General features: G+C 40.1%; 22 protein-coding genes and 1 pseudogene. 2 read left to right on the top strand and 21 right to left on the bottom strand.

Going from position 1 to position 17,927, the window contains the following annotated elements; genetic code table 11:
* Nucleotides 1-123 precede the first annotated feature (123 nt).
* A complete protein-coding gene (gene bcd / locus JFU50_RS19315) occupies nt 124-1,221 on the bottom strand; it encodes a Leu/Phe/Val dehydrogenase (RefSeq protein ID WP_201185749.1) in 1,098 nt (365 codons plus the stop codon).
* Between the two features lie 358 nt (nt 1,222-1,579).
* Complete coding sequence (locus JFU50_RS19310; RefSeq protein WP_201223716.1) at nt 1,580-3,637, bottom strand: sigma-54 interaction domain-containing protein; 2,058 nt, start codon at nt 3,635-3,637, stop codon at nt 1,580-1,582.
* A gap of 210 nt (nt 3,638-3,847) precedes the next feature.
* Here JFU50_RS19310 and JFU50_RS19305 point away from each other — a divergent pair, with 210 nt between their 5' ends.
* The gene (locus JFU50_RS19305; protein ID WP_053346899.1) at nt 3,848-4,084 is read left to right on the top strand and encodes a DUF2627 domain-containing protein; all 237 of its coding nucleotides are present in this window, start codon (nt 3,848-3,850) and stop codon (nt 4,082-4,084) included.
* Between the two features lie 51 nt (nt 4,085-4,135).
* Here JFU50_RS19305 and JFU50_RS19300 read toward each other — a convergent pair whose 3' ends face one another.
* From JFU50_RS19300 to JFU50_RS19290, 3 genes and pseudogenes are all read right to left on the bottom strand, one after another.
* Nucleotides 4,136-4,867 (bottom strand): glycerophosphodiester phosphodiesterase, encoded by a 732-nt coding sequence (locus JFU50_RS19300; RefSeq protein WP_309557882.1) that lies wholly within the window; start codon nt 4,865-4,867, stop codon nt 4,136-4,138.
* A gap of 144 nt (nt 4,868-5,011) precedes the next feature.
* A complete protein-coding gene (locus tag JFU50_RS19295) occupies nt 5,012-6,532 on the bottom strand; it encodes a DUF342 domain-containing protein (protein ID WP_201223714.1) in 1,521 nt (506 codons plus the stop codon).
* Nucleotides 6,533-6,941: 409 nt separating this feature from the next.
* A pseudogene (locus tag JFU50_RS19290) lies at nt 6,942-7,037 on the bottom strand (hypothetical protein); the annotation flags it as partial.
* Between the two features lie 111 nt (nt 7,038-7,148).
* Here JFU50_RS19290 and JFU50_RS31520 point away from each other — a divergent pair.
* The gene (locus JFU50_RS31520; protein WP_207198813.1) at nt 7,149-8,192 is read left to right on the top strand and encodes a tyrosine-type recombinase/integrase; all 1,044 of its coding nucleotides are present in this window, start codon (nt 7,149-7,151) and stop codon (nt 8,190-8,192) included.
* 81 nt (nt 8,193-8,273) lie between these two features.
* Here the strand turns inward: JFU50_RS31520 and JFU50_RS19280 are convergent, their stop codons facing one another.
* The 16 genes from JFU50_RS19280 to JFU50_RS19205 all read right to left on the bottom strand — a co-directional run bounded on the left by JFU50_RS19280 (nt 8,274) and on the right by JFU50_RS19205 (nt 17,897).
* Nucleotides 8,274-8,666, bottom strand: a complete 393-nt coding sequence (locus JFU50_RS19280) for a hypothetical protein (protein WP_201223712.1) — start codon at nt 8,664-8,666, stop codon at nt 8,274-8,276.
* Between the two features lie 627 nt (nt 8,667-9,293).
* Nucleotides 9,294-9,479 carry a hypothetical protein gene (locus JFU50_RS19275; protein WP_201225221.1) on the bottom strand — a complete coding sequence of 62 codons (186 nt, stop codon included), beginning with the start codon at nt 9,477-9,479 and terminating at the stop codon, nt 9,294-9,296.
* A 2-nt stretch (nt 9,480-9,481) separates the two neighbouring features.
* The gene (locus tag JFU50_RS19270) at nt 9,482-9,691 is read right to left on the bottom strand and encodes a hypothetical protein (RefSeq protein WP_201223710.1); all 210 of its coding nucleotides are present in this window, start codon (nt 9,689-9,691) and stop codon (nt 9,482-9,484) included.
* A gap of 73 nt (nt 9,692-9,764) precedes the next feature.
* Nucleotides 9,765-10,103: a YolD-like family protein gene (locus JFU50_RS19265; RefSeq protein ID WP_201223708.1), complete on the bottom strand. Its 339-nt coding sequence runs from the start codon at nt 10,101-10,103 to the stop codon at nt 9,765-9,767.
* A gap of 101 nt (nt 10,104-10,204) precedes the next feature.
* Nucleotides 10,205-11,155, bottom strand: coding sequence for a hypothetical protein (locus JFU50_RS19260; RefSeq protein ID WP_201223706.1), 951 nt, complete (start codon nt 11,153-11,155; stop codon nt 10,205-10,207).
* Between the two features lie 135 nt (nt 11,156-11,290).
* Nucleotides 11,291-12,682 carry a hypothetical protein gene (locus tag JFU50_RS19255; RefSeq protein WP_201223704.1) on the bottom strand — a complete coding sequence of 464 codons (1,392 nt, stop codon included), beginning with the start codon at nt 12,680-12,682 and terminating at the stop codon, nt 11,291-11,293.
* A 270-nt stretch (nt 12,683-12,952) separates the two neighbouring features.
* Nucleotides 12,953-13,294 (bottom strand): hypothetical protein, encoded by a 342-nt coding sequence (locus JFU50_RS19250; protein ID WP_201223702.1) that lies wholly within the window; start codon nt 13,292-13,294, stop codon nt 12,953-12,955.
* Between the two features lie 160 nt (nt 13,295-13,454).
* A complete protein-coding gene (locus tag JFU50_RS19245; RefSeq protein WP_201223700.1) occupies nt 13,455-13,655 on the bottom strand; it encodes a hypothetical protein in 201 nt (66 codons plus the stop codon).
* Nucleotides 13,656-13,674: 19 nt separating this feature from the next.
* Nucleotides 13,675-14,517, bottom strand: coding sequence for a DUF6236 family protein (locus JFU50_RS19240; protein WP_201223698.1), 843 nt, complete (start codon nt 14,515-14,517; stop codon nt 13,675-13,677).
* Between the two features lie 77 nt (nt 14,518-14,594).
* A complete protein-coding gene (locus tag JFU50_RS19235) occupies nt 14,595-14,732 on the bottom strand; it encodes a hypothetical protein (protein ID WP_201223697.1) in 138 nt (45 codons plus the stop codon).
* Between the two features lie 28 nt (nt 14,733-14,760).
* Entirely contained in the window at nt 14,761-15,045 is a 285-nt protein-coding gene (locus JFU50_RS19230) for a hypothetical protein (protein ID WP_201223696.1), read from the bottom strand.
* An 18-nt stretch (nt 15,046-15,063) separates the two neighbouring features.
* A complete protein-coding gene (locus tag JFU50_RS19225) occupies nt 15,064-15,507 on the bottom strand; it encodes a phBC6A51 family helix-turn-helix protein (RefSeq protein WP_201223695.1) in 444 nt (147 codons plus the stop codon).
* Complete coding sequence (locus JFU50_RS19220) at nt 15,477-16,016, bottom strand: hypothetical protein (RefSeq protein WP_201223694.1); 540 nt, start codon at nt 16,014-16,016, stop codon at nt 15,477-15,479. The genes JFU50_RS19225 and JFU50_RS19220 overlap by 31 nt, the downstream gene beginning before the upstream one ends.
* Nucleotides 16,003-16,398, bottom strand: a complete 396-nt coding sequence (locus tag JFU50_RS19215; protein WP_201223693.1) for a hypothetical protein — start codon at nt 16,396-16,398, stop codon at nt 16,003-16,005. The genes JFU50_RS19220 and JFU50_RS19215 overlap by 14 nt, the downstream gene beginning before the upstream one ends.
* A 51-nt stretch (nt 16,399-16,449) precedes the next feature.
* Nucleotides 16,450-17,223 carry a hypothetical protein gene (locus tag JFU50_RS19210; RefSeq protein ID WP_201223692.1) on the bottom strand — a complete coding sequence of 258 codons (774 nt, stop codon included), beginning with the start codon at nt 17,221-17,223 and terminating at the stop codon, nt 16,450-16,452.
* Nucleotides 17,224-17,306: 83 nt separating this feature from the next.
* Entirely contained in the window at nt 17,307-17,897 is a 591-nt protein-coding gene (locus JFU50_RS19205) for an HNH endonuclease (protein ID WP_201223690.1), read from the bottom strand.
* Nucleotides 17,898-17,927 lie beyond the last annotated feature (30 nt).

Below are 17,927 nucleotides of genomic sequence, written 5' to 3'. Positions count from 1 at the left end.
CCTCCTCACTATTAAACAGTTGTTACCGTTTTTACTTGCCCTATGTTTATTACGTTATCAATGTTGAAAATTCCTGTGTTTATCAAAAAAAAACACAGGAATCTATATCTTTTACAACTTAAATCATCTTCGTCCATTTAAGATATGCTTTTCATTTTGTAGAAATTGACTCCGTGAATTCCGCATACGTTCAATGCGCTCCTCTGCCATCCTATCAGCTGCTTTATAGGTTGGGATATTATCACGTTTTGCAATCTCAATGACTCGTTCAATGGTATCATAAACCGTTTCCACTTTCTTAAGAGCTCTTTCCCGGTTATAACCTAAAAGCTCATCAGCCACATTTATGACTCCACCTGCATTAATTACATAATCAGGAGCATACACAATTCCTTTTTCATGTATTTGGTCACCATGAACAGGTTCTTTTAACTGATTATTAGCTGCACCTGCAATGACCTTAGCTTTGATTTGATTAATCGTTTGATCGTTTATTACAGCACCTAATGCACAAGGTGCATAAATATCACATTGAACACCATAAATTTCATCAGGATTTACGGCAGTTGCACCAAAGGATTCGACTGCTCTGGCTACACTCTCTTTATTAATATCCGTAACAATCAGCTTAGCGCCCTCCTCATGAAGGTGACGGCATAAGTTATAAGCTACATTCCCGACACCTTGGACTGCAATCACCTTGCCTTCTAGAGAATCAGTGCCGAATGCTTCTTTTGCTGCAGCTTTCATACCCCGATATACCCCGTAAGCAGTAACAGGTGAAGGGTTACCTGAAGAACCGAATGCAGGGGAGATACCTGTCACGAAGTCTGTTTCTTCGTGAATGAGATCCATATCTTCAACCGTTGTTCCAACATCTTCAGCTGTTATATAACGACCATTCAATCCTTGGATATATCTGCCGAATGCACGGAACATTTCTTCATTTTTATCCTTGCGTGGATCGCCGATGATGACCGTTTTTCCTCCGCCTAAATTTAAGCCAGCGGCTGCGTTCTTATAAGTCATTCCTTTTGAAAGCCTTAAAGCATCTTCTATGGCTTCTTCTTCTGTAGCATACGTCCACATCCGCGTGCCTCCAAGAGCAGGCCCTAAAGTCGTATCATGAATAGCAATAATCGCTTTTAATCCAGATTGTTTATCCTGACAGAAAAGAAGTTGTTCGTAATCATATTTTTCAAGATATTTAAAAATTTCCATAAAAGAATCCTCCCTAGATGTTTTTATTAAGTGACAGATAAGAGAGGCTGACAATTACTCCTCATTCTTACTGGGTTACTTCGTTCATGCAAATAATATCCGCTAATTTCATGATATTTTTCCCTTTGGAGAATGGTTCCCGGAAGAAACCCATGTACTATTCAATATGCAAATTACATGCCAATAAAAGGTATCTTTTTACTAAAAACGAATATTCCGGTTAATAAGCGGCCAATAATAACCTTTACATATTTTTTAAATATTTCATGTTAGAAGTTGAACCAATTTACATTAGAATATTTTCTAAAATCATACGCAAATTATTTCACATAATGCAATATTTTGCACGCAAATAACTTCACAGTTCTAACTTTTCCATCTTGTAATATAAATTTCTTACTGAAATTCCAAGGGCCCTAGCTGTAAGTGTTTTATTTCCCTTGTGAGTATATATCGCTTGCTGAATAATTTCGGCTTCATACTGATCTATTATTTCCGAGAGCGGTTTCCCCAATACGTAGATAGAAGGTTTTGTCACGACTTTATCCTGTTTTAATGGAATCGCCTCGATAAAATCCGGAATATGCTGTATATCTATAATTGTCTCATTTAATTTCATGAAGATAATCGCTCGCCCTAAAATATTTTCCAGCTCTCTTACGTTTCCTGGCCAATTATAGATTTGCATTTTATGGATGGCTGCTTCGGTAATCCCTTCAATACTCCGTCCGTATTCTTGATTGATTTTATTAATTAAATGCTCCGCTAATTCTCGCATATCTTCTTTTCGTTTTCGTAACGGGGTAATGAGAATGGGCATGCGATTTAACCGGAAATATAGGTCTTCCCGGAATAATCCATTACCAATGGCTTGTTCAAGATTAATATTGGTAGCAGCTATTACCCGGACATTGATTGGAATAGGCTTTGTTCCACCAACTCTGATGATTTCTTGTTCCTGCAATACTCGAAGTAATTTTGCCTGAATGTTAGCTGGTAATTCACCAATTTCATCCAAAAATATACTTCCTTGATTTGCCTCTTCAAAATAACCGATTTTCCCGCCTCTTATCGCACCGGTAAAGGCCCCTTCCTCATAACCAAACAGTTCACTTTCAAGTAATGATTCAGAAATTGCCGCACAGTTTACACGTACAAACTTATTAAATTTCCTATCGCTCGCATTATGGATAGCATGGGCAAACAACTCCTTGCCTGTCCCTGATTCCCCTCTCAACAAAACAGTGGCCGGGGTTCTTGCAGATAATTTCGCCTGTTCAACCGGAAGCTTCATTTCTTCAGAAGCTCCAATTATATCATCAAAGGAGTATTTGGCCTGCAAAGTCCTAATAATTTGACGTGCTCGATTCAATTCGTGAGTTAAAGCTTGAATTTCTGAAACATCATGTATGACCCCAACACTTCCTTTTAGACGTCCGTCTACAATAATCGGAGCAACATTAACAATTACTTCCTTATGCTTTGGACCGACACGCATATTGACACCACGAACCGGCTTTTTTGTTTGAAGCACCTTCATATGCATACTTTCACCTTCATAAATATCTATAGAAGCCGGCTTTCCAATCACCTGATTCTTTGTTAAACCAGTAAGTCTTGTATATGCTGGATTGATCAAAAGCCCCCTTCCTTGATCATCAACGACAGATATAGCTTCGTCACTTGAGTGAATAATCGCTTCAAGCATCGTCTGAATCTCTTTTAAATCAGTAATCTGTTCAGCTAATTGTACCGCTTCCGTTTTATCCTTAAACATAGAAAATGCCCCTATAATTTCTTCCTCTGCATTCATTAAAGGGATTCTTGTCGTGATGAAATCCATCCCATTCTCGAGGGTGATCCGTCGATTTTCTTCCCTCTGTTTAGTTTCCATTACTCTCAGTAATCCACTTGAAGGGATGATATCTTTAATATGCTTACCAATCACTGATTCACGCTTTGTATTCGATACTCGTTCCGCACTATCGTTAAACATTATGACATATCCATTGTGATCGATGACTATCATTCCGTCACTGGTTGTATTAAGTATTAAGTCCATTTTTGCTGAAGCATTCTCCAATTTATTTATAAGACGATTTTTCTCTTCAAATAGGTTGGTAAGAATATGAGCGACGATTCCTGGAATGAGTATTGTTTGATCATCCATATCTTTTTTTATCTTATTAAAGACAGACGGATTTCCTGTTGTATCAATAATAATGTCTAAGCCTTTATCTAGCGCACTGCTCCAATTTGATACAGTAGAAATCCCTCGTTCTTTTGCAGCAAGTATACCTTCAGCAGCTTCGTTCGTATCTGCCATACAAACAATTGAGAATTCTTCGATTTCCGAAAGGAGCTTCAACACCGTTGTCCCCCCTACTCCTCCTCCTACTATCATGACTTTTTGCATTTTCATTCCCCCTTTTATTTTGCTATTTTTTTCTCAATTTTTATTATCTCTGCAATTTTTTTCATACTATATACCCTCATTTTACCATATTAGTATCGACTATAAATAGTCACCATCTTCCAGGCTTTTTCTAAGTTCCCGAAACTTGACAAATTTCCTATATCCTTTATCATTTTTTAAAGACGGAATTTTTGGAAGGGATTTGACTGCATGAAACGTTTAATCGCTTTTTTAGTTCTTTTTATTCCTGGTGCCTTCGCTGCCTATGGTATAAAAATAATGCGGGACATGGTCTTTGGTATTTTACAGCCCCCCTACCCAGTCCTTTGGCTACAATTTTTAATTGGGCTGCTTATCACAATTGGCGGGATAGCCTTTATAGCAGGATTCGTTCTTCATCGGGATCGGAAACAAAATAAGGTACAAAGCAGGTTTAATAAATTTTAAAACGCAAAAGAAGGTGCCATGAATGAATCATGGACACCTTCTTTCTTACCTCTATTCAAATTCTTCTCTGACTCGCTTCGCTATCTCTGGAAAATCGGTGATGATGGCGCTGCATCTCAAGCTGTATAATCGTTTCATATCTGATTCTTTATTAATGGTATATGGTCGTACAGGAACACCCGCACACATCGACGATTGAATGATGATATCAGGGGCAGCTCTGATATTTGGATGAATAGCGCTTCCTCCTATTGCCTTGGCATAAATCCACGGCATAAACAGACCATCTCGGTAAAGTGGTGCCGTTTCTATTTCAGGTGCCAGTTGATGACAATTAACTAAACTATAATGATTAAAAGAAGAAATGATTATCCTCTCTTCCATTTCGTAGCTACGAATGAGCCTAATGACTTTCTCTTCTAAACCTGGATATAGAAAGAGGGTATTTTTCAATTCAATAATGCATAAAAGCTGATTATTCTTTAGCCATATCAATAATTCTTCAAGCGTAGGAATTCTCTCATTACCCAATTTCCCTTTATAACTATTGGACGCATTAAAAGTTTTTAACTCCATTAAAGTCCGGTCCTTCACAAACCCAGAGGCATTCGTTGTTCGATTAAGCTTTTCATCGTGAATAATGACTACTTCACCATCTTTCGAGAGCTGAACATCCGTTTCAATACCGTCCGCCCCAACTCGGGCAGCTTCTTTGAAAGCCGACATCGTATTTTCCGGATGGGTTCCTGCTGATCCTCGATGAGCAAAGATTAAGGTCATCATGAAATCTGCCCCTCTCCCTAAAATCGCTATTTCCCCAATTTTATGAAAAGAAACAGAAAATTATTTCACTACGGTTATTTAATAGAAACTAATCGAAATGCAGGTAATTATTTTCTGCATAAAAAGTTCCTTTTGTAAGTTCATTTAATTTTTTTCCAAACTTTTAATTTGTAATCGGGTATCAGGAAAGGCCATTTGACCAATGGTAATTTCCCCGTCTCCTTTTGAATCGAGTGTATCCATTAATGACTTTCGTTTTTCATCTAATTGAAAAATTTCAGCCGTCAAGCTTTCAACTTGGCTCCTTGTTTGTTCATATTGATAATTTTGTGCTAAATTCAATTGACCTACAAACATATCATATACTTCCAGCTTTTCCTTTACTAATTCGAGGTTTTGAATTTTGGATTTGTATAGAAGTAATGTTTTATTCAATTCCTCTTTTAAGATTTCGCGGTTAAATCCTTGTACATTAATTATCGTTTTACGTTCCATTCGATTACCAATGACCGCCGCTCTCACTTTTCCATGTGCTTCAATTACCCCGCCGATTAACTTTCCTTTTTTTTCATCTGTGAAGATATTTTTTGCTTTCAGAAAACTTCCCAATGAATAAGAACCAATATGTATATTTTCACCCGCGATTATATGACATTCATTGGCATGCTTTACAAAGATGTTTCTTCCAGCAGAAATTTTCGACACACCCTTACCAAAAATGCCTCCTTTAATGAATACATCACCCACTTTTGACTTGATTTCTTTAACATTACTTACCCCAAGCTCACTTAAAATAGAAATATCCTTGGTTGCTGTTACTGAAAAATTATCAATAATCGCTCCTTTTACGGTCACACTTCCATCAAATTCGATATTCCCTGTTTCAATACCTACATCTCCCTCAATGACTAGGTGATCACCAACAGCAATCTTTCCCCCTCTAAATTCCACAACTCCATTAATTAATGCTCTCAGAATAATCTTTCCATTTTCTTCAATAGCAGCAACTGTTGTTCGATCATAAAGTAGTTTCTTATTCTTCCCTTTATTAGCCAATGCAAATTCTCCTGTTATGCTCCTTCCCATCTTTCCAGTTGTTGGCGGGACTTTTTCTCCTAACCAATCACCGCTTTTTACTTCATCGAGAAAACTCATGTCATAATAATCGGCTTTTCCATCTTCTCGAACCGCTGGTTTTCTTTCCGATTGTTTGAAATAGGTAACCACCGCATCCTTTCCGTGGACCGGTTCTATTCCCTTAGCGATAACTATTGAATCTTTGATTCTAAGTCCATTTTGTAATATATGCATTAAAATCCCTTCTGAAATATTCTCCCTTTGAAGCTCCTTTAAAATATTGTTCATAATTACTGAATAATTCTCTTTCAGATACTCTTTTGAACAATTAAGTTTGACACTAGTTGACATTTTATCTTCAGCTATATCCAACTCTATGGTCGGTTTTTGTTTTCCAATTTGAATTTTCGCTCCACTTGCTTGTGCAAGGGCATCCTTTAAGTCATTAAAATTCTCCAGTAGGATTTGTGGAAATTTTATTAAAATAGGATTTAAATGCAGAATGGAAAAACCCTTTTGAAAAACAGTAATATAAATTATTTCATTTTCCAATTCTAATACAAAATACTCATTTTTCTCATATATCATATATTTCCCCTTTGTGAATATAATTATATATACCTAATTATAATCTAAAAATTGAGAGAAAAAATAAAAACATACATATTTGACTAACTAATAATTCAGATAGTAAATGAAGTAGCAAGATGTTACTGTCTCTGATTACTTCCTAAGAGACTATAACGAACCCCAAACAAAAACGCCTTTTATTTATTGGATTCTTCCTGTAAAATCCAATAAATAAAAGGCGCTTAATTTTTGTAATCGGCAGCGTTAAAAATAATGAAGTTGCTGATTAGAAAAAATCACAAAGCAACTTCTTCATGTCTGCTTATCATCTAGACGGAGAATTACTATATATATTTAGCGGCTCTAGCCTTTATATGGTCAATTGTTAAATATTAAATCTCAACAATCGGTTCTCCCCCTACCCCTGTCAAGAAGCTTTATGCTCAAGACGAAGCTTATCAGCAACCATTGCAATGAACTCGGAATTCGTAGGTTTTGCCTTAGTCATGCTAACGGTATAACCGCGCGGTTTTAGGGCGCTTTAGTCCGATAAATTCCGATAAATTCACGGCAAAATTGGACGGCTTTACCGACACCTCTACGAAAAGTTTATAGGACTAGGAGGTTCGCTAAATTGGCGGCAAATCAGACGTACAATTCACGTAAATTCGCGTTCAAACAGCGAGTAAAAATTAATAAGGGTTTCAACGTAAGGGAAGCGTTCGACTTGTTTATTGAAGGGAAGAAGCTCGAAAAACGGTCGGATAAAACCATCAAGGCGTATTCTCAAATAATCGGAAAGTTTTGCCAGTGGTACGCCGATAATAATTACGAGGAGCTAAACGAGGCCACAATTAGTGAGTATATTCGGTATATGTCTTTCGATAAGGTTAAGTGGGACGACCACCCGACGAATCACTCGGCGCAAAGGGGCGTGTCGGCACGGTCGGTAAATAATATTATTCGCGTGCTGCGCGTGTTCTTTAACTACTTAGTCGAACACCGTTATGTATCGCACAACCCTGCGGAGCGCATCAAATATCAAACGGAAACTGACGATACTTTCGAGATATTCACTGACGACGATGTAATGCGACTACTATCTACTCCGAATATAAAAACGTTTACCGGCTTTCGGGATCGCGTAATGATGCTTATTTTAATTGATACGGGCTTGCGTATTGGAGAGCTCACTAGCCTTCGAATAAACGATGTAGACTTTACGTTAAGACAAATAACGGTGCGGGGCGAAATTGCTAAATCCAACCGTACGCGTATCTTGCCAATAACGAAGAAGACCGTCGGAGAAATACAAACCTTGGTCGATTATATAAACGTTGAGCCGGAGGATTACCTTTTCCTTACATCGTTTGGTGAGCGCTACAATGCGGATACCTTTTCGAAGATGCTTAAGAAGTACGCTGTTAAGGCAGACGTTTCTGGCGTTCGTGTATCGCCTCATACCTTCCGGCATTACTTTGCGATTAAGTATCTACGGTCGGGCGGTAATTCCTTTTCGTTAATGAAGATACTCGGACATACCGACATTAGCATGACTCAGCGTTACGTCAAATATGCCGAAGCAGACTTAAAGGAGAATCACGACTTAGCATCACCTGTCGCAAACCTTTTTGAAAAGGGCAACGCTAAGAAGCGACGTGGACGAGTATATAAATAAGAAGAAAGGCGACCAAATGCGGTCGCTTTTTCTACTTTCACATACAAAAAAAGCCCCAACCGCGAAGGCCGGGGGGTTGTCTTACTCCGGTTTATCTCGTGAAATCACTTCGGAAGGTACCCAGCCAACTTCACCAGTTTCCGTTAATTTAACCTTCGCGATCAGCACCCCTCGCTCGATAAGTGTGATCGGCGTACCTTCATCTACAAGAACAGCTTTACCTTCGGCTAGCATCGCCTGTAGCTCCGTTTGATTGTTGGCTGCTGCGTATTTAGTAATTTCTTTAAGATTGCTATCGTCTTTTCCAACTCCAAGGATACTATTGGTCCACGCATATCCATTTTCGCCTTCTTTAAGCGTATCGACCGTAGTTTCCGTTGTTGTAACCGGCTCAGCTGCGTTATCTTCATCGCCACAAGCCGCCAGACTTAAAACGACAGCAATTCCGCCAAGTACCTTTAATATATACTTCAATTACCCGCCCCCTTTTCTTTAAGTATAAACGAAACCTTCCGGAATATGATACTATCATTACCAGAATAAACCAGATTGTAAGTTTCGTATAGTTGCCTCAGAATTGCGTGCACCAACCCCTGGAAATAAAAAATGTTGCGCGCGAGTTCATTACAGCAGCTGCAAGGATTTCGCCGTATGGGCTTGGGTGTCGTACGCCCGGCGTCCCCCCTGCGTGTATATCCATTCGCCAATACGTATAATATTAGTTCAACGTTATTCAATTAAATGAATGAACAACGCAATTCTAGTTTACATAATAGACATTTGCGGAAGGTGATACGAAACACAACCCCCGCCACGACTACGTTTGTGCAAACGGAATTATTATCGAATATACATTATTTAAACATCGTTAATTTAATGCGGTTTATATAGCGTTGGTATGTAGTAGGCAAGGCGTGATCCTGCATAATGCTCCGGGCCATTCCGTGCATAGGATACTGCATAAACGGTATACTGAGCCCCGGAGTTTCAGACGCCCGTACCCACGAGGAGCACCGTGCAGGTGAAACGGACGCTCAGCCCCGGTACACGCCCTATTTTCGGAATACTTCGGAATGATTCATGTCACGTATTCAACGTTAATTACTTTCGATAACAATTATTGACCGCCTTTGCTATGTCTAATAAAACTGAGTTACCCTTCGCCATTTCATCTTTGTACCATTGCGCCCGTTCTTCTTTAGTTAGTTTCATTAAATCGGAATGAATGATTATTGTCGCGTTACCACTCTTTATCTTAAATTCAAAGGGCTTCTTCTTTTCTTCCACGTTTAATACGTCTCCTCGCCCTTATAAAATTTTCGATATGCCTCATTGACTGTTCTTTCGAGCGCCAGGAGGTCGGGATTGCCAGCAGCACGCTGTTCCCGGAACCACTTATCTCGCTCTTCTTCCGTCATTTTCAATAAATCGGAATGGACCACCACCGTAGTATTTCCAAATTGATAAGTCTTCGCAAAGGTCTCCTTCTTTTCTTCCACACTAATTCCTCCTAAACACCGTTTCTTACAGCGTTTCTCAATGAGGAAAGATTTAAACAAATCCAGCGTTTTTCTATTCGATAACCTCCACGGCAATTACTTCCGCCATCTTTACACGTTCCACATCGCAATCTTCCGTTTTCAGTCGCACTTCCTTATGTATCGGATCGACGAAATGTACACTTCCAACTATTTCGTAATTAAAGCCGTCCACCCACTTCGTAAGCTTTACCGCAAAGTTATATTCCATTGCGTAGCATATCCGCTGATCAAACTCTTCGAATTGAAACTCGTCAATAATCGGCTTTTGTTTTCGGTGATAATCCGTGTCCAAATCACGTAGCATTTTCGTATATTCCGGTAGAAAGGCGGCCGGTGCCCACTTTAGTTTTCCGCGGTCACGTATTGTCATTTCCGTCAGTCCCTTCGTTATGGATAACGATATTATAACACGAACATACGTTCTTTATAATACATAATTAAACCCCAACTATAAGTTGAGGTGAAAACTAATTAGAGACTGTTAATTGCAATTATAAACTGTTCATCGGACAATCTATTAGTTGTTGCAGGATTTCTTAATCGCCCCTCAATAGATGCTCTAAAATCCTCTATCAATTCCGGATGCCTTAAAGTTTCTTGTAACACATACTGCTTCTCATTTAAACCTGAATTCTTTATTTCCTCTTCTCTTATCTCCTTTTTAAATACTTTACTAACGACCGTTCCATCTCTCTTTGTTTCTTGATGAACCAAGTGAGTCCCATTAAGCTGATGTTGTTCTGCCCTTCGCACTAATACGTGGTGGGTACAATACTGACTAGCCGTATAGCGATAGTTTTTTACGACAACTTTTTTAGGTACCAACAAAATATCCTTTCCATCAACAACCAAAGGTCTTTCATTACATTCAACCCAATTTTTAATATTGTTATCCCAAAAATGACCTAGCATCTTTCTTTCGTTTCCAAGTTCAATATTATTAGCAAGGCATTGCTCTCTTGTAAAATCCACCAAATGCTTTCTGATAATATTCGCAACTAAGTCTGACAATCTATCTTGTCCAAAGTCTTCAATAAAAACATTAACATCCTCTAATCTTCTAATAAATCCATGCTCTATCATCTCATTCGAAACGATTCGATCGAAAACCCTACTTAACATTGCCGCAGAGGCTCCAGTTCCTTCCGGGTTATTTGCTGACATTCCAAAACATATCTCATTAGGCTCATGTGCATAATCAAATAGTTCTCTAGCTCTTTCGATTTGCCCATTTTCATATAATTCAAGAATATGCTCGAAAAAACCAGTAATTGTATTAGATGCAGCTCTACACCATTCGTCTTCCTCGATATGTATCCAAGAGGGATCGATGAATAATTCAACATCCTTTGTAGTATTAACATCTACAAATTCTAATGACCTTTGATCTACATCTAAATTAAAATATTCACTTATCCGCATTTAAAATCCCCCTAATAATATAATAATACATTCCTATCTTACCATATACTGTATATATTTGGGGATTAAATGGTTATTTTTTCATATTATTTAATGTCATAAAAAAAAAGAGCCCACGAAGGAGCCCCGCATTAATTAAGCACCTTCTGCAGCTACAAGTTTTTTCACTATGATGCCCATTAGTTCATCGGCTGCCTTTTTCATATCTCCGCCAACTCCGTGTATATGGATGTCGCCAAATTGAACCGTAGACCCGCCTATTCCCGCTGAATAAGCTTTATTTTCTGCCTTCGTTAATACGCGTTCTCCTTTGTGCAAGCTCGCGCCGTAACCGTCGTAAGGCACGCGAGACAATCCTCCTGCGTGTGACGTTTGTCGTCCTTGTCCTACTGATGCGCTATATTGAGGAGCACTTGTAACATTTCCCCAACTTACTTTGGGCACAATCGGAATATTTACGCCTGGTATCTTGTTAAGGACGCCAATCATCTTATTGACTCCGGAAATAACCGAGTTGACCATCTCAGAAGCCTTGGATTTAATGAGGTCAAAGTTTTTATATATAGCCACGCCTGCCACAACGATTTGTCCGAAAGGTCCTAACATGGCGATAACTGCGCCCTTAAGGAATCCGAGCTTATTCCATAACTCGACTGCTTTCGATTTCACCGTATCGAAATTACGGTACACGTAGATAATTCCTGCGGTAAGGGCCGCGAGAGCTAATACCACCAGTCCGATAGGATTCGCGAAAAGCACACCATTAAAAAGAGCCGCCGCAGTCGTTGCGCCGACGTTTGCTAACTTATAAGCGTTCATCATCGTTGTTACGGTACTAATAACAGACATCGCGACGAAACCGGCTTTCAGTACGACAAGGGCTCCACTTAACGCGATTATCGTTTCCTTAATCGGCGTCCAGTTTTCCGCAATTGCAGTTGCGAGGTCTATTGCGCCCTTGACTGCTGCGCCGAATGATTCCGCGGCACTCGTTTTAAAGTTGGCCCACTTGTCAGTACCTAAAAAATTCGTCATTTTTTCGATGAAAGGAACGACCGAAGCTAGGGCTTCATTTCCGAAGGCGACGAAAGTCTGCTTGCCCGTTTCGACTAGCTTCAGCCACTTGGCCCACGGTGTCTCGTTAACCTCTTCAAGATATTTCTTGTCTATGCCGATTTTATTTAGGATCGCGTCCAAAGCTTGAAGTTTTCCCGTCATCGACACGGCATCTTTTATCGGCTGTACTTGGTCTTTCGTCAGATTAAATCGGTCTTTAAGCGAAACCATATCCCCGCCAAGCGCTTCCTTAATCGCGAAACCCGCTCCTTCAAAACCTTGTAACGGATTAAGGTAGCTTAGACGTTCCGATAAGTTAACCATTTCCTTAATCTCGCCGGTATTCTTCGTTAGCGTCGAAAAGGATTGCGTAGAGCTGAGCGCGTCTTGATAAGACATAACCGAATCTAGCGCCTTAGTCTGAATAAAGTCGGATAGCTCTTTCGCTGCCTTTTGGTCTCCGCGGAACATTGCTTGCAAGCTGACTTTGTTATAGTCGAGCCTCATCGCTTCGCCTATCGTGCTATTAAGAAGCTTCTGAGCGCCGACTAAACCTATGACGCCGGCTGTAGCCCCGACTAGTCCCGACGTCCAGCCGCCCATAGTCGACTTCATTTTACTAATACTACCGCTTGTTGCTTCGGTCTGCTTCTGAAACCTTTGCAGTTGGCTTTTCATTTGTTTCATTGGTGCAGTCATTTTGTCCACTAAGGATATACTTGCTGAAAGCGAGATTGCCATTTACTCTTTCTCCTCTTCTTTCGGTAGACGTTCATACGCCCTAACCGATTTATCAACTGCGCTCTTAAATTTCATATAGTCTCTTTGGCGAATGCCTTCCTCGTTATATTTTTTAATTAATTTTACAACGTCCAGCATCTTAACTCCGAACTGTCCTACGTTTCGATATCCGGAATTCTTTAACTCTATAGCAAGACGTTGCATTTCGTTTAGTTCCGCCATGTATTCGTCAGCTTGAAAGCCATTTTCGCAAACACGCTCAACTACCGGAGTCAGATCGCCAATACGGTTAATCTTTTTTTCGATTTCGTTGATTTCCATCATCATAATTTTCACCGCCATTCGTTAATATAAAAAGAACGCCCGCAGGGGAACGGACGTCGAACTCATAAGGCCACTCGGCCCTCTTCGCTAGTCATGGCTAAAACCGGCGTTCATCGGGCATAAAAAAAAGACGCTCCCTTATTCGGAAAACGACTTGGGTTTTGTGCTTATTTAGTTTTTAGTTATCGCTCAGTTTCTTCCAACTGTGAACTTCATTCCATATCATCAATAAAACACAAAATATGGCATATTTAATGTCATTAATAATTAGATATTTAACTGTAGAAATAAATAATATCAATAAGAAGAAGTCACCAGTTTTATATTTAGTAACTATGCCCCAATTAAATTCTTTAACCGAGGCATAAACCTTTTTCATTTAAATCCCTCCCTAAGAACTAAATAAGTTCCTTTTTAGAATAGTAAAGATATGCATAGTCTTTCAGACCCTCTGGAATGTTTTTTGGTTTCAATGAAAATTCTGAGCTCACCTTAATAAATGAAGATGCAAATCCTAACGCGCCACTTAATCCAACTGGAAAGCCAAATGCATTTCCGGCAACCGCGGCTCCTACTGTATTTATAAACACCTGCGTATAATCTAATTCAATTTTTACATTTTGCAACAATCTAGTTATTCTTGATTCACTCATTACCCTATCGAGTTCAATAATTTTAAGTTGTAATTGATCAATATTTTTTAATCTTGCTCGCTCAAAGTCACCGGAATCTAATATTTCTAAGTATAAATTGTCCATTAAATGCCTAAACTCTAACAATTCATCTTTTCTACGTTCTTTAAAAATTAATACATCATCCAACGATACATCTGAAGTTGGAACGGGTAGGCTTTCATATAATTCAACTTCTAAATTTCTAGTTAAAACACTAGATTCTTCATTTAATACTAACTTACTATTTGGTTGAGCTAATGACCATTTTCCTTTTTCTTTTTCATTATTATTTTTCAACGTTTCTAATTGAATTTTAGAGTAAAAATCACCTACGTCGCCACTAATCGATTTTAAAATATGCCTTGAACGCTGTAATACGCCAACATCTTTTAAATAATCAATTTCTGGAGAGCCACCAATACCAATAAGATTATTGTCAGGAAAATCGAGTTTATCCCAATAGAGCAGATATTGTCTTAATTTCGTTGCATCAATATCTGAGTTTTTTATGTGTATGCCTCCATCATTTGTGATCTCGTATTCTGGTGAAATAACTAATCCTCTCATAAATCATTACCCCCTATTTTTCGAATAATATAATTCGACAATAAGGGAGTATTTTCCTACTATCATTTTATAATTTCTTATGTTACAGTTTCCGCCAACTGCCCAGTAACCTCCGTCATTTTCTCGTCAATTTTCCTGAAGTTATCGTTAAACTCAAGACGCCATCTGTCGAAGCGCATATGCAGGTTTAAATTCGCATGTTTTTCGCTACTCATTCGTCAGCCACCATTCACTCTATTTTAATCATACTCTTGCGTCTAGATTTTCCTTGCTCACGAAATACCACCCAACGGTAGCGCCCGCAATGATTTCGAGTTTCTTGAATCGCATTGTAAGTTCGTCGAATTTCTCTTGGTTTTTTAAGGTAAATGTCTCAACGATATTATCTTCCGTATACAGTTTGAAACTAAGCGTTCCACCCGTACACCCTACAACCAATCCGACTTGAAACGTCGGGAAGTTGAAAGTAGCGTTGCCTTTTCCGGCACCTTGGCGTTGTGGTTCGATACGATTACCGCGATATCTCATAAACTCACCCCTTCGTTTTTAATTCAACATGTCGTTAAGTTCGTCTAAACCACGTTGTAACTCGTCGTCAGACATACGCTTGGCTCCGCTACCCTCTTCCGCTTGCACCACTTCACGTCTTTCAATTAGACGTCCATTCAATTTGTAAAACAGTTCTAGCGCTTTAATTGAAGCTTGGCCGTTATTACTCGTCCCTTCGATCAGCTTAAGTAGCTGAGAATCGGCTGTAGCTCGGAAGGCATCAAGTTTTGTCTCAGATAACCAAGCGCAGTACTTAATAAAATTAGGCTCCTGTCGATAGTTGTAGAGCGTGCGCGCGTTTATTCCTATCTCCGCTGCAAGGTCCTCGTACGATTTTTTCTGCTTGCCGGCGTAATCATTTGCCACCGTTAATTCAGCAGCCTTTAGTTGATCCGCGGATAATCGTGCCTTTAGTTCGCTAAGTGTGACTTCGTTTGCCATTCGTCAATCTCCCCTTTGTAATATCGTAGTTTTTCTTCTGTAAGTTCTGCGTCATTTTTAAACTTCTCGTAAAGCTCATCAAATTCCGCAGCCTCTTCCGGCGTACGCTCGTATAAAATATCCGAATTTCTGACCTTGTAGTCCGCCATCGCAAGCCATTCATAAAGTCTTCTTGCTAAGAAAGGAGCTTCATATTTATGCCGGTCCCTCACATCTTGTATAGCCGTTTTTAAAGCGACCGCCGATAGTGTGAGCATGAGCGCATTTTCCGCATGGCAGGCCACTTCGAGCATCGTTTCATATTCGTCTAACTTGCTGTGGTCGATTTCCAACACTTTACCCGCTCCGAAAATCAAGCGAGTGTAATGCGCAAGAAATGACCGGACAGGATCGGACTTCTCATACAGAACCGCGGCCAGAGCGTCCGGGACCTGCGGCTGGCCTGGCGGAATTTCAAAGTCGAGCGCATACTCCGCCTCGATTTTTGCCCAGTCTTTAGTTGTAAGCATGTGGTACGCCACCTTTCGTATGATTTAGTGCCATGAATAGCTGCCGACTCAACTGCGGAGCTTCGTATTTATACCGGTGGATGATTATTGCCATCGTCCAGGATAATACCGTAGCGTGTGCGCTCAATCGCCAATCATCACACAATCGAACCAGCTCGAGTTCTTCTAGGAAAACCTTTAGCTTCGACGTATCAATGTCGGGGACTTGCTGGCTTTCGTGGACTAGTTGAGCGTATCGAATAAGCACTGGCCGTACAGCTTCATCAATACGTGTAACTGTCGCATGGTCCTCTTCCGTCGTTTGCTTACGTGATAGTTCCGTTCCTCCACGTTCCGCCTTGCACATCTCAATAAATTCGCGCATTTCTTCGATTGTTTTCATCAGTACCTCCTTTATAAAAAATAAGCCGCCCGTGAAGGGCAGCCGCTTAGTTTATTCAATTTCGCTTGCAGATTCCAACATTACTTCTTCCTCAGTACGCATCGTGGTATTTATTCGCTCGGTGCCAGGGTATTCCTCGAAGAAAGCGTCCGGGTCGTTCAAATACTTCTTAGCTTCTGCGTGAACTTCAATTACTCTTTCCATTACAGCTAGGCCGAAAAACTTCTGACCACTCATTCCCTCCGCTTGCTCCATAAGTTGCTCGGCTTCCATTACTTCTGCACCTTTAGCCTTGCGTTGAGTATGTTCGAATAAATCTATAAGTTTATTTTTGTCCTCTTGCTTGGCCTGCCCGACAACTGGCGCAATGATCGAAGAAAACTCGGCGCGTATCTTATCGACTAAAGCTGGCTCTTCTGTTCCCTCTACGAAATCATTTAGGATTTTGACCGCCTTTTCGGGAGTTGCGAGCATAACTGCCGTTTTAAGCTCACCGAATGACTTATCGAATCTTTCAGCAACCGCCTTATCCGCCGCGGCTGGTTTTGAGTCGGCAACCTTTCGGGCTTCCTTTTGCGCTTCGATTAGGAGACTGCGATATTCGTCCTGTTGGCTCTTCGATAACTTCATAAGCTCAACGGTCTTCCTCTCGGCCAACAACTCTTTAAGCTTGAATTTCCCACTGTCCGTTAAATTGCGATTTCTGCTAATTTTACTAACCTCCGCGCGGTATTCATCCTGCCATCTGCGATATACTCCTGTTGATGCTTGTTTCAAGTCGTACGCTTGCTCGATTTTATCCTTAATGGCTTGTAAGTTTGTCATATTATTAATCCCCTTTTTAGTTTTTTACATAATGTATTTACTGTTTTTACAATGTTCCAAGAAGAAAGTCACATGGTCTCACCTCACTCATTGGTTGCCACGTCTTTTCTTTTCGAGTTGCGTCGCAGCTCGTCGGCTTCATCTAGTAAGTTGCGTTTCATATACTCTACTTCAATGTCGGTAATTGCACGCCCGATTAATCGCTCTGTGTAGCTACGTACAAAATCCGTCCAAAGTGTCAGGGTAAACTTGTCTGAGCGACGGTAGAAGTCAGCCACATGATCTGTTCCCTTTGCACTATTACAACTCCGACAGGCTTGCGTTAAATTCCCAGCGATGTTTGCTCCGCCATAAGATTGCGAAAGTGAAAATACATGGTCCAAAGTTGAATTCTTATCGGTCAAAGGATCTCCGCAATATGAGCAAGAGTGATTTGTTAGTAAACTCTCAAGTTGATTAACGGTTATGTGCATAACTGCATCACCTTTCCGCTTTTGATATTTACGAGCTCTTTCGAGTAGATATTCACCATTTGTTCGGCGTCGGCACTTCCGGCAATCCACACATTCATAGTCGACTCCGTAAGGCATCCGACTATCCTTTCTAAACTCAGCGGACGACTTTTCCACCTTGCAACTTCGGCAGGTAAATAATTTCGGTTGGTTTTCATTCATTCGGTTGACACCTCACTCATTTTTCAGTAG

This window comes from Peribacillus sp. TH14 (assembly GCF_016651145.1).
Lineage (GTDB): Bacteria > Bacillota > Bacilli > Bacillales > DSM-1321 > Peribacillus > Peribacillus butanolivorans.
Note: the sequence above shows the minus strand (reverse complement) of the source record. Positions and strands in the feature narration are given on the sequence as shown.

What these genes read in the sequence shown, in the direction of transcription:
- bcd (WP_201185749.1), bottom strand. Translation starts at nt 1,221, where the DNA reads ATGGAAATTTTTAAATATCTTGAAAAATATGATTACGAACAACTTCTT.
- JFU50_RS19310 (WP_201223716.1), bottom strand. Translation starts at nt 3,637, where the DNA reads ATGCAAAAAGTCATGATAGTAGGAGGAGGAGTAGGGGGGACAACGGTG.
- JFU50_RS19305 (WP_053346899.1), top strand. Translation starts at nt 3,848, where the DNA reads ATGAAACGTTTAATCGCTTTTTTAGTTCTTTTTATTCCTGGTGCCTTC.
- JFU50_RS19300 (WP_309557882.1), bottom strand. Translation starts at nt 4,867, where the DNA reads ATGATGACCTTAATCTTTGCTCATCGAGGATCAGCAGGAACCCATCCG.
- JFU50_RS19295 (WP_201223714.1), bottom strand. Translation starts at nt 6,532, where the DNA reads ATGATATATGAGAAAAATGAGTATTTTGTATTAGAATTGGAAAATGAA.
- JFU50_RS19265 (WP_201223708.1), bottom strand. Translation starts at nt 10,103, where the DNA reads ATGACAATACGTGACCGCGGAAAACTAAAGTGGGCACCGGCCGCCTTT.
- JFU50_RS19260 (WP_201223706.1), bottom strand. Translation starts at nt 11,155, where the DNA reads ATGCGGATAAGTGAATATTTTAATTTAGATGTAGATCAAAGGTCATTA.
- JFU50_RS19255 (WP_201223704.1), bottom strand. Translation starts at nt 12,682, where the DNA reads ATGTTCCGCGGAGACCAAAAGGCAGCGAAAGAGCTATCCGACTTTATT.
- JFU50_RS19250 (WP_201223702.1), bottom strand. Translation starts at nt 13,294, where the DNA reads ATGGCGGTGAAAATTATGATGATGGAAATCAACGAAATCGAAAAAAAG.
- JFU50_RS19245 (WP_201223700.1), bottom strand. Translation starts at nt 13,655, where the DNA reads ATGAAAAAGGTTTATGCCTCGGTTAAAGAATTTAATTGGGGCATAGTT.
- JFU50_RS19240 (WP_201223698.1), bottom strand. Translation starts at nt 14,517, where the DNA reads ATGAGAGGATTAGTTATTTCACCAGAATACGAGATCACAAATGATGGA.
- JFU50_RS19235 (WP_201223697.1), bottom strand. Translation starts at nt 14,732, where the DNA reads ATGAGTAGCGAAAAACATGCGAATTTAAACCTGCATATGCGCTTCGAC.
- JFU50_RS19230 (WP_201223696.1), bottom strand. Translation starts at nt 15,045, where the DNA reads ATGAGATATCGCGGTAATCGTATCGAACCACAACGCCAAGGTGCCGGA.
- JFU50_RS19225 (WP_201223695.1), bottom strand. Translation starts at nt 15,507, where the DNA reads ATGGCAAACGAAGTCACACTTAGCGAACTAAAGGCACGATTATCCGCG.
- JFU50_RS19220 (WP_201223694.1), bottom strand. Translation starts at nt 16,016, where the DNA reads ATGCTTACAACTAAAGACTGGGCAAAAATCGAGGCGGAGTATGCGCTC.
- JFU50_RS19215 (WP_201223693.1), bottom strand. Translation starts at nt 16,398, where the DNA reads ATGAAAACAATCGAAGAAATGCGCGAATTTATTGAGATGTGCAAGGCG.
- JFU50_RS19210 (WP_201223692.1), bottom strand. Translation starts at nt 17,223, where the DNA reads ATGACAAACTTACAAGCCATTAAGGATAAAATCGAGCAAGCGTACGAC.
- JFU50_RS19205 (WP_201223690.1), bottom strand. Translation starts at nt 17,897, where the DNA reads ATGAATGAAAACCAACCGAAATTATTTACCTGCCGAAGTTGCAAGGTG.